Consider the following 6,302-nt stretch of genomic DNA (forward strand, 5'->3'; position numbering starts at 1 on the left):
CGACCGGGGCGGCGCGCGCATCTTAGCGCCTTGTGGTGCAGTCCCCATGGCGTTGTCCGGTCCGAGGGTGATGCGGGGTCGGAAAACGGCGAGCAGGACCGGCGACGCATGGGCAGACTCCGCAGGAAATCCAAGGAGACGTCCGTGCACACCTGGTACCTCGGTGGCCTCGACCACCGCCCCTTCCAGCACCTGTTCGAGAAAAGTGAGCGCGAACTCGCCGCGCTGGGCATCCAGCGTCGCTGGGCCGGCGAGAGCGGCGGCCATCCCTGCCGGATCAGCCTGAGCGATCCACCCAGTGGCAGCGAACTGCTGCTGTTGTCGCATGTCCATCTGCCCCTGCACTCTCCCTATCACGCCTCCGGCCCGATCTTCGTGCAGCGCGGGGTGACCCGTTGCGTGCTGCCAGCGGGCGAGGTGCCTCCCTATGTGCAACGGCGGATGATCTCGCTGCGCGCCTATGACCACGCTGCGCTGATGCTGGCTGCGCAGGTCTGCGCCGGCACCGACGTCGCCACGCAGCTGGACACCCTGTTCGCCGACCCAGCGGTGGCCTTCGTCCAGTTGCACAACGCGGCACATGGCTGCTTTTCGTGCCAGGCCGATCGGATCGACCGCGAGATTGGCCAGCACGATCTCCACGACGTGATCGATGCCACGCCTGTCGCGTGACCGCCAACGCATCCGTTCAGCCCCACGTGAAGCTGGCGGGAAGGGCTTCACACCCACAGTCACGGATCGGCGCTTCCGTGGTTCCTCAGCCCGCACCGCGACTCGATACTCGCCGTGGTGCCGCCGAAAGTCCGCCGTGCAGCGCAGCTCCTGCGGTCACCGCTCTCTTTCGACGACCACAAGGAAGCGCCATGTCATTCCGATCCACACCGCTGTTGCTGGCCACTTCATTGGCCGCCGCTGGCCTGCTGGTAGCCAGCGATGCATTTGCCCATGGCACGATGACCACGCCGATCAGCCGCGTCTATGCCTGTTTCCAGGGCAATCCGGAGAACCCGACCAACCCGGCCTGTGCCGCCGCCAAGGCCGTCGGTGGTTCGCAGGCGTTCTACGACTGGAACGGCATCAATCAGGCCAACGCCAACGGCAACCACCAGGCCGTAGTGCCCGACGGCAAGCTGTGCAGCGGCAACAACCCGACCTTCCGCGGGCTGGATGTGAACCGCAGCGACTGGCAGACCACTCCGATCCAGGCAGACGCCAACGGCAAGTTCACCTTCGTGTTCAAGGCAACCGCACCACATGCCACGCGCGACTGGCGCTTCTTCGTCACCCGCGACGGCTGGCAGCCGGGCAGCCCGCTGCGCTGGGCCGACCTGCAGGAGTTCTGCACGCTGGGCAACACGCCGCTGTCGGCCGATGGCACCTACAAGCTGCAGTGCACGCTGCCGCAGCGCAGCGGCCAGCATGTGATCTACAACACCTGGCAGCGCTCGGATTCGACCGAAGCGTTCTACACCTGCATGGACGTGCGCTTTGAAGGAAGCGGCGGCAGCACCCCGCCGGCAGCGCAGTGGCAGGACGCCGGTCCGGTCACCGCGCGCGGCGAGCTGCCGGTCGGCACCACCCTGGCGCTGCGCGTGTTCAATGCCAACGGCAATGATGTCGAACGCGTGGAAGCGATCCTGGCCAGCGGCCAGACCGCGGCCGCGCAATGGCCGTTTGCGCTGGCCCGCAAGGTCAATGCCAGTGCCCAGCATGCGCGCGTGGGCGTGCTGAACAACGGCGTGATCACGCCCTCCGCCTCGGCCACCGACAACCGCGTGTACCTGAAGAACGGCAACCGCTTCCAGCTCGACACCAAGGTGCCGGACCCGGGGACGCCGTCACCGGGCGGCGATTTCGACCACGTATACCCCGCCGGCATCGGCAGTTACGTGCCGGGCCAGACCGTGGTGAAGGGCAGCGATGGCAAGCTGTATGCCTGCCGCCCGTTCCCGGAAGGTGCATGGTGCAACGTCAACGCCGAAGCCTATCGGCCGGGTGCAGGCGCGGCCTGGCGTGATGCGTGGATCGCGTACTGAGGCAGTGATGCGGGAGGCGGTGCACAGTGCACCGCCTTCCGCACGGAAGGCTGCACAGTGAGCATCGTGTTGCAGATCGAACACAGCAGTCATCGATTTCAAACTTGTCCGATGTTGCCGGCCCGCCTGCATATGAAGACTGCGCGAGGTTTCCCACACTTCGCAAAGGAATTCCTGCATGCATCTGTCCCATCGGGCGGTCCTCGCACTGTCCGTCGTCGCCGGCCTGGCCCTGTCCGGCAGCGCCCTCGCCCACGGCACCATGTCCAAGCCGCTCAGCCGCGTGAAGCAGTGCCACGAGGGCAATCCGGAAAACCCGACCAACCCGGCCTGTGCCGCGGCCAAGGCCATCGGCGGCGCGCAGCCGTTCTACGACTGGAGCGCGATCGCGCATGGCAACGCCAATGGCAACCACCGCGACCTGGTGCGCGATGGCGAGCTGTGCAGCGCCAGCATCCCCAAGTACCGCGGCCTCGATCTGAACCGCAGCGACTGGCCGACCACGCCGGTGCGCGCCGACTCGCGTGGCCGCTACACCTTCGAATTCCTGGCGCCGGCGCCGCACGCCACCCGAGAGTGGAAGTTCTACGTCACCCGTGACGGCTGGCAGCCGGGCAGCCCGCTGCGCTGGGCCGACCTGCAGGAATTCTGCACCTTGGGCAACGTGCCGCTGTCCGAAGGCGGTGTCTACAAGCTGGACTGCCCGCTGCCCAAGCGCAGTGGCCAGCACATCATCTACAACACCTGGCAGCGCTCGGATTCGCAGGAAGCGTTCTACACCTGCATGGACGTGCGCTTCGAGGGTGGCGGTGGCGTGGTTCCGCCGCCGCAGTGGCAGGATGCCGGCGCGGTGACCGCCAACGGCGCACTGGACGTTGGCACCACCGTGACCCTGCGCGTGTTCAATGCCAACGGCAACGACCTGGAGCGTGTGGAAACCAAGCTGGCCGCTGGCCAGACCAGCCCGACACAGTGGCCGCTGGCCCTGGCCCGCAAAGTCAACGCCAGCGCGCAGCACGCCCGCGTGGGTGTGATGAAGAACGGCGTGATCACGCCGGTCGCCTCGGCCACCGACAACCGCGTGTACCTGAAGCCGGGCAACCGCTTCCAGCTGGAAACCCAGGTGCCGGGGCCGGGCCCGATCGATCCGGTCGATCCGCCGGGCGGCGACTTCGACTTCGTGTACCCGGCCGGTCTCGGCAGCTACAAGCCGGGCGAGACCGTGGTGAAGGGCACCGACGGCAAGCTCTACGCCTGCCGCCCGTTCCCGGAAGGTGCCTGGTGCAACATCAATGCCGATGCCTACCGCCCGGGCACCGGCTTTGCCTGGCGTGACGCCTGGATCGCGTACTGAGGCAGGGCACCGGGGGCGGCGTGATGCCGCCCCTGGTTCATGGGCTGCCGGCCAGCGGCCGGCACTACCCGGGATTATTTACTGCTGACGTACTTCTCGCGGCGGATCTGCGGGTTGCCGAGGCCGGCGGCCTTGAGCAGTTCGGCACAGGCATCGACCATGTCCGGGTTGCCGCACAGGTAGGCGATGTCGGTGGCCGGGTCCGGGGTGAAGCCGGACAGCGCCTGCTGGACGTAGCCGTGCTGCACGTCCGGGTGCGGATCGGCGGGCAATTCGCGCGACAGGCACGGCACATAGCGGAAGTTCGGATGCTTTTCGGCGAAGCTGTAGAAGTCTTCGCTGTACAGCAACTCACCCGGGCTGCGCGCGCCCTGCAGCAGCACGATCTGCACACCGCGCTCGGCCATGGCCTTCTCCAGCAGCGGCAGCATGGAGCGGTACGGGGTAACGCCGGTACCGGTGGCGATCAGCAGGTAACGGGCGTTGTGGTCACCTGGATTCAGGCAGAAGCGGCCGTAGGGGCCGGACGCGCTGATCTGGCCGCCCTGCTCCAGCGCCTCGAACAGGGCCGTGGCGGCGCCACCGGGTACGAAACTGACCGCGATATCCACCGCCTCGCCCGGGCCCAGCGCGTGGTCGTGGATGGTCGCCAGCGAATAGCTGCGCTTGGTTTCGGTACCGTCGGCGTAGCTGAAATGGACCTGGATGAACTGGCCGGGCTGGAAATCCAGTGGCTGTCCATCGTCACGCACGAACTGGTAGTGGCCGACGGTCGGGGCCAGCATGCGGCAGCCGACCAGCTTGAGGGGGAATTGAACAGGCACGACTTTTCGGGACAGTGTGTAGCCGGGGCAAGCCCTCGGGGTCTTCTATAATAGCCCCTCCCCGCCCCTCTCCAGCGCCAGCCCATGGGCGCGAAGGCTTCGAGCTTGGCTTCCCTGAACGATACGGCGCCCGCCCTGCGCGTGCGCGACCTGCGCAAGACCTACGACAACGGCACCCAGGCCCTGAAGGGCGTTTCCCTGGAAGTGGCCCCGGGCGACTTCTTCGCCCTGCTCGGCCCCAACGGTGCCGGCAAGTCGACCCTGATCGGCATCATCAGCTCCCTGGTCAACCTCAGCGAGGGCCAGGTGGAAGTGTTCGGCAGCGACCTGGTGCGCAACCGCAGCGCCACCATGCGCCTGATCGGGCTGGTGCCGCAGGAAATCAACTTCAACCTGTTCGAAAAGCCCTTCGACATCCTGGTGAACTACGCCGGCTTCTACGGCGTGCCGCGCGCCGAAGCCGAGCAGATGGCCGAAGTCGAGCTCAAGCGCGCCCACCTGTGGGAGAAGGCGCAGGTGATGAGCCGCACCCTGTCCGGTGGCATGAAGCGCCGGCTGATGATCGCCCGCGCGATGATGACCCGGCCGCGCCTGCTGATCCTGGACGAACCGACCGCTGGCGTGGACATCGAGATCCGCCGCGACATGTGGCGGGTGCTGAAGGAGATCAACGCCGCCGGCACCACGATCATCCTCACCACCCACTACCTGGAGGAGGCCGAGCACCTGTGCCGCAACCTGGCCATCATCGACCACGGCCAGATCGTCACCCAGGGCCCGATGCGCGAACTGCTGGCCAAGCTTGACGTGGAAGGCTTCCTGCTGGACATCGACGGCACCCTGCCCGCCCAGTTGCCGGTGATCGAGGGGGCAACCCTGACCGCCACCGACGGCCATACGCTGGACATCGACATGCCACGTGCGATGGACCTCAACCGCGTGTTCGAGGCACTGAACGCGGCGGGCATCCGCGTGCGCTCGATGCGTACCAAGAGCAACCGCCTGGAGGAACTGTTCGTGCGCCTCACTGGCAACCAGGAGACGTCCGCATGAGCAGCACCCCGACCCCGGTCCTGACCGACGGCCAGCGCAACCGCGTCGCACTGATGACAATCGTGCGCCGCGAAGTCGCACGCATCATGCGCATCTGGGGCCAGACCCTGGTACCGCCTGCGATCACCATGACCCTGTACTTCCTGATCTTCGGCGGCCTGATCGGCTCGCGCGTTGGCGACATGGGTGGTTACAGCTACATGCAGTTCATCGTGCCTGGCCTGGTGATGATGAGCGTGATCCAGAACAGCTACGGCAACATCAGCTCCTCGTTCTTCGGCGCCAAGTTCGGCCGCCACGTTGAAGAGCTGCTGGTCAGCCCGATGCCGAACTGGGTGATCCTGTGGGGCTATGTGGCCGGTGCGGTGCTGCGCGGCCTGATGGTGGGCGTGATCGTGCTGATCATCGCGATGTTCTTCACCCCGGTGCGCATTCCGCATCCGCTGGTGACACTGACCACGGTGATCCTGGGTGCGACGATCTTCTCGCTGGCCGGCTTCATCAATGCGGTGTATGCGAAGAAATTCGATGACGTGGCGATCGTGCCGACCTTCATCCTGACCCCGCTGACCTACCTGGGTGGCGTGTTCTATTCGGTGAAGCTGCTGCCGGGCTGGGCCGAGGCGGCGACGCATGCGAATCCGATCTTCTACATGGTCAATGCGTTCCGCTATGGCCTGCTGGGCAGCAGCGATGTGCCGGTGCTGGTGGCGTATGCGCTGATGATCGGCTTCGTGGTGGTGCTGACGGCGCTGGCGCTGTGGTTGCTGCGCCGTGGCGTGGGCATGCGTAGCTGAGGGGTACCTGCAGGGCCTGCGGCCCTGCACCCGCCGAATCAACGTCAACGGCAACTTCAACAGCTGACTATCCGTGGGATGGCGGGGTGGGTCCGGTTGCGGGGGACGCTGCAAGTACGTCCATGTAAGCTCGATCGCCGCATCCATGCGGCTCACGCCCCCGCAACCGGACCCACCCCGCCCTCGACAGGTTCCCGCTGCTGTTGGTGGGTGTCGACCTTGGTCGACACGGTAGATC

Annotated in this window: 6 protein-coding genes; 5 read left to right on the forward strand and 1 reads right to left on the reverse strand. The window is 66.4% G+C overall.

What is annotated here, in order from left to right; translation table 11 throughout:
* The first annotated feature begins 144 nt into the window (after window positions 1-144).
* From DI041_RS05400 to DI041_RS05410, 3 genes are all read left to right on the forward strand, one after another.
* Window positions 145-672: a DUF1203 domain-containing protein gene (locus tag DI041_RS05400; RefSeq protein ID WP_136639227.1), complete on the forward strand. Its 528-nt coding sequence runs from the start codon at window positions 145-147 to the stop codon at window positions 670-672.
* A gap of 191 nt (window positions 673-863) precedes the next feature.
* On the forward strand, window positions 864-2,036 hold the full coding sequence (locus DI041_RS05405) for a lytic polysaccharide monooxygenase (RefSeq protein ID WP_136639228.1): 1,173 nt from the start codon (window positions 864-866) through the stop codon (window positions 2,034-2,036).
* A gap of 178 nt (window positions 2,037-2,214) precedes the next feature.
* Entirely contained in the window at window positions 2,215-3,390 is a 1,176-nt protein-coding gene (locus DI041_RS05410) for a lytic polysaccharide monooxygenase (protein ID WP_136639229.1), read from the forward strand.
* Between the two features lie 74 nt (window positions 3,391-3,464).
* Here the strand turns inward: DI041_RS05410 and DI041_RS05415 are convergent, their stop codons facing one another.
* Window positions 3,465-4,214, reverse strand: a complete 750-nt coding sequence (locus DI041_RS05415; RefSeq protein WP_136639230.1) for a ferredoxin--NADP reductase — start codon at window positions 4,212-4,214, stop codon at window positions 3,465-3,467.
* 84 nt (window positions 4,215-4,298) lie between these two features.
* Here DI041_RS05415 and DI041_RS05420 point away from each other — a divergent pair, with 84 nt between their 5' ends.
* Together DI041_RS05420 and DI041_RS05425 are read left to right on the forward strand one after the other, a co-directional pair.
* Window positions 4,299-5,267, forward strand: coding sequence for an ABC transporter ATP-binding protein (locus DI041_RS05420; RefSeq protein WP_051501690.1), 969 nt, complete (start codon window positions 4,299-4,301; stop codon window positions 5,265-5,267).
* Window positions 5,264-6,064, forward strand: coding sequence for an ABC transporter permease (locus DI041_RS05425; protein ID WP_136639231.1), 801 nt, complete (start codon window positions 5,264-5,266; stop codon window positions 6,062-6,064). The genes DI041_RS05420 and DI041_RS05425 overlap by 4 nt, the downstream gene beginning before the upstream one ends.
* Window positions 6,065-6,302: the final 238 nt, after the last annotated feature.

It is taken from the genome of Stenotrophomonas maltophilia, from assembly GCF_004920835.1.
Taxonomy (GTDB): Bacteria; Pseudomonadota; Gammaproteobacteria; order Xanthomonadales; family Xanthomonadaceae; genus Stenotrophomonas; species Stenotrophomonas maltophilia_AQ.

What these genes read in the sequence shown, in the direction of transcription:
- DI041_RS05425 (WP_136639231.1), top strand. Translation starts at nt 5,264, where the DNA reads ATGAGCAGCACCCCGACCCCGGTCCTGACCGACGGCCAGCGCAACCGC.
- DI041_RS05420 (WP_051501690.1), top strand. Translation starts at nt 4,299, where the DNA reads ATGGGCGCGAAGGCTTCGAGCTTGGCTTCCCTGAACGATACGGCGCCC.
- DI041_RS05405 (WP_136639228.1), top strand. Translation starts at nt 864, where the DNA reads ATGTCATTCCGATCCACACCGCTGTTGCTGGCCACTTCATTGGCCGCC.
- DI041_RS05410 (WP_136639229.1), top strand. Translation starts at nt 2,215, where the DNA reads ATGCATCTGTCCCATCGGGCGGTCCTCGCACTGTCCGTCGTCGCCGGC.